This window comes from Streptomyces sp. NPDC004658 (assembly GCF_040609555.1).
Taxonomy (GTDB): Bacteria; Actinomycetota; Actinomycetes; order Streptomycetales; family Streptomycetaceae; genus Streptomyces.
The window spans coordinates 1-3890 of sequence record NZ_JBEXKG010000318.1; the positions used below are offsets into that span (position 1 = coordinate 1).

Annotated in this window: 3 protein-coding genes; 2 read left to right on the forward strand and 1 reads right to left on the reverse strand. The window is 75.7% G+C overall.

The window, feature by feature from the left end; genetic code table 11:
- The coding region (locus ABZV94_RS40620; protein ID WP_356349986.1) for a lycopene cyclase family protein at positions 1-859 on the reverse strand (859 nt) is incomplete at its 3' end.
- Positions 860-1430: 571 nt separating this feature from the next.
- On the opposite strand from ABZV94_RS40620, the gene crtI reads away from it, so the two are divergent.
- Together crtI and ABZV94_RS40630 are read left to right on the forward strand one after the other, a co-directional pair.
- Entirely contained in the window at positions 1431-2972 is a 1542-nt protein-coding gene (crtI, locus tag ABZV94_RS40625) for a phytoene desaturase family protein (RefSeq protein WP_356349988.1), read from the forward strand.
- Positions 2969-3890, forward strand: a 922-nt coding sequence (locus ABZV94_RS40630) for a phytoene/squalene synthase family protein (protein WP_356349991.1), incomplete at its 3' end; no start/stop codon positions are given. The genes crtI and ABZV94_RS40630, both read left to right, overlap by 4 nt.

Genomic DNA, 3890 nt, shown 5'->3' on the forward strand with positions numbered 1-3890 from the left:
AGGCGGACCGGCCTCGCCGGTACAGGATCGACCCGGCCGCGATCAGGGCGGCGCTGGCGGCCGAGGTCGCGAGGCGATCTGTCATCGGGATGACGCCTGTCTCGGTGGAGAGGACCTGCGTGTCGCCGAGGCGCAGCACGTCGTCGGCGTAGTGCCGTACCGCCGTCTCGTACCCGTGGGCGGTGCGTACCCGGGGTGAGAACTCGGTGTACTCGACGAGGGCCTCGTGCGGTCCGACGGGCAGGACGTAACCGAACGAGAGGCCGTCGGCGGGCTGCGGGGTGCGGAAGTCCATGAGGTCGACGGTGCCGGGGGTGAACACCGGGCGGGCGGTGCGGACGAACCAGCCGTGGAAGTGCTGGAGCAGTGTGGTGCGGGCGGCGGGCAGGCTGCCGAGCGGCCGGGAGTCGAACACCCAGCGGGCGGTGAGCACACCGTCCTCGCCGTCGGCGCTGCGCACCCGGACGCGGGCTCCGCCCTCGACGTCCTCCACCGTGTCGACGGCGGCCTCCAGCCGCCGCACGTTCGGGCTGCGCGCCAAATCCCGCCCCACCAGGTCCTCGAAGTCGTCGGACCGGATCATCTTGTACCGCAGCGGCGCGAGGTCCCCTTCGATCGGGTCGCCCGCGGGGGGCCGTACCCGCAGATGCCCCCAGGAGGCCGTCAGGGCGCCGTCGAAACGTCCGCGGCCCGGCTCCCAGAAGCACCAGGTGCGGCGTGGTGCGCGCAGCGGGCCCGGCGGCGCGTCCACCAGCACGACGGACGGCGTCCGCAGCCCCCGCGCGTGCCCGGCCAGCCGGTGGGCCAGGGACAGGCCGGCTGCTCCGCCGCCCAGAACGGCCACCTCCGCATCGAACACGACGGCTCCTTCCGTGCTGCGCGTCCAGGGGCGGGCGCCGCACCCTGCTCTGGTTCCCGTCCCTGGGACCGAACGGATGCGGGTCACTCGGATGCCGCACGCGGGGGTCACGCGGGGTGGGCGATGGGGGAAGGCATCGCCGCAGACGGCCGGCCGCGCCGCGGCCGGTCCACGCGGCGAAGACGTGGTGACGGACCGCTGGTGACCACGACGAGAGGAACAGGATGCGTCCCACACAGGCGAAGGAACACCATGCGGTCGCGCCGTCGCCCGTCCCGCGCCCGGCGTCCCCGCCGGGATCGCCCGTCCGGGTGCGCCGGGGCGGCGGAACCGGCGGGACCGGTGCCCGAAACGCCGTGGAGGTCGGGACCGGGCGTGCGGTGCCGCGTCGCCGCGACGGCGTCCTGCCGGAAGAGGGAGCGGGAGGACGGCTGCGTCTTTCCAGGGCCGGCCAAGCGGCAGCCGCCGGCGGCGGGCAGCCCCGGCCCGGGCCGGACCGGGGTCGAGGACGGCGTCAGGGATCCGCGGGGCCCCTGTCCCCGGCACGCGCGGACGCGCCGGAGACCGGCCGGTGACGCGCACGCTGCCCGGACGCACCGACCACGTGGTCGTCGTGGGAGCCGGCCTCGCCGGGCTGTCGGCCGCGCTGCACCTGCTGGGCGCCGGACGGCGCGTCACCGTCGTCGAGCGGGACGCCTTGCCGGGCGGCCGGGCCGGGCGCCTGGACCTCGGCGGCTACCGGGCCGACACCGGCCCCACCGTGCTCACCATGCCCGGCCTCGCCGACGAAGCCTTCGCGGCCGTCGGCGACAGCCTGCACCGCAGGGTGGAACTGATCCCCCTGCACCCGGCCTACCGGGCCCGCTTCGCGGACGGCAGCACGCTCGACGTGCACACCGACGCCGACGCCATGGCGGCGGAGGTGGAGCGCTTCGCCGGCCCCGGCGAGGCGGCGGGGTACCGGCGGCTGCGCGACTGGCTGGGCAAGCTGCACCGGGCACAGATGCGCCGTTTCATCGACGCCAACTTCGACTCCCCGCTCGGCCTGCTGCACACCGACCTGGCCCGGCTGGCCGCGCTCGGCGGCTTCGGCCGGCTGGACGCCCGGATCGGGCGCTTCCTCGAGGACGAACGGCTGCGCCGGGTGTTCTCCTTCCAGGCGCTGTACGCGGGCGTGCCGCCCGCCCGCGCGCTGGCCGCTTACGCGGTCATCGCGTACATGGACACCGTCGCGGGCGTGTACTTCCCCCGGGGCGGCATGCACGCGCTGCCGCGGGCCATGGCGGACGCCGCCGCCGAGGCGGGCGCCGACCTGCGGTACGAGCAGGAGGTGACCCGTCTGGAACGCTCGGGCGAGCGCGTCACCGCCGTCGTCACGGACCAGGACCGCATCCCCTGCGACGCCGTCGTCCTCACCCCGGACCTCCCGGTCGCCTACCGGCTCCTCGGCCGTTCCCCCCGGCGCCCGCTGCGCCTGCGGCACTCACCGTCAGCCGTGGTGCTGCACGCGGGAACGGACCGTACCTGGCCGCAGCTGGCGCACCACACGCTGTTCTTCGGCGCGGCCTGGCACACCACGTTCACCGAACTCACGCGCACCGGGCGGCTGATGAGCGATCCCTCGCTGCTCGTCACCCGGCCCACCGCCACCGATCCGCGTCTCGCGCCGCCGGGCCGCCATCTGCACTACATCCTCGCCCCCTGCCCCAACACGGACATCGGGCCGGGTGCCGCCGCGTGGGGCGACCTCGGCCCCCGCTACCGGCGGGCGCTGCTGCGGGAGCTGGAGCGACGCGGCCTGGACGGCATCGAGGCCAGCGTGGAGGAGGAGTGTCTCGTCACCCCGGCCGACTGGCGGGCCGCGGGCCACGCCGCCGGGACGCCGTTCTCCGCCGCCCACACCTTCGCCCAGACGGGGCCGTTCCGGCCGCGGAACCTGGTGCGGGGCACCGAGAACGCCGTCCTCGCCGGCTGCGGCACCACGCCGGGCGTCGGCGTGCCGACCGTGCTGCTGTCCGGGAAACTCGCCGCCGCGCGGATCACCGGTCCGCCGCGTCCCGCACCCTCCCGGCCCGCCGCCCCGCCCACGCGCGTGAAGGAGACCGCCCGATGACGGACCGCGAACTGCACGCGGCGGGGATCGGCGATCCGGCGCTGCGCGCGGCGTACCGGCACTGCCGTGCCCTCAACGCACGGCACGGCAGGACGTACTTCCTCGCCACCCGGCTGCTGCCCGTCGAGCGCAGGCCCGCCGTGCACGCTCTGTACGGCTTCGCCCGCTGGGCCGACGACATCGTCGACTCCTGCGGCACAGGCACGGACACCGGGCGGCGCGCTGCGGCCCTGACCGGACTCCGGCGGAGCCTGGAGCACGGGCTGCGGCACCGGCACAGTCACGAGCCGGTGGTCCTGGCACTCGCCGACACGGCGCACCGGTACGGCATCGAGCACGCGTTGTTCCACGACTTCATGTCCGCGATGAGCGCCGACCTGACGGTGACCGACTACGCCACCTACGCCGACCTGCGCGGCTACATGCACGGCTCGGCCGCGGTGATCGGACTGCAGATGCTGCCGGTGCTGGGCACCGTGGTGCCGCGCGAGGAGGCCGCGCCGTACGCCGCGGCGCTGGGCGTCGCCTTCCAGCTCAGCAACTTCCTCCGGGACGTGGGCGAGGACCTGGACCGCGGCCGCGTCTATCTGCCCGCCGATCTGCTGGCGGGCCACGGCGTGGACCGGGAACTGCTGCGGTGGAGCAGGGACACCGGCCGTCACGAGCCGCGCATCACGGCCGCGCTGCGCGAGTTCGAGGCGCTGACGCGCGGCGTCTACCGGGAGGCGCTCCCCGGCCTCGGCATGCTGGACCCGGTCTCCCGCCCCTGCATCCGCACCGCGTGCGTCCTGTACGGAGGCATCCTGGACGCGGTCGCCGAGGAGGGTTACCCGGTGCTGCACCGCCGCGCGGTGGTCCCGGACCGGCGCCGCGCGGCGGTCGCCGCCGACGGGCTCGTACGGGCCGTCACCGCGCGAC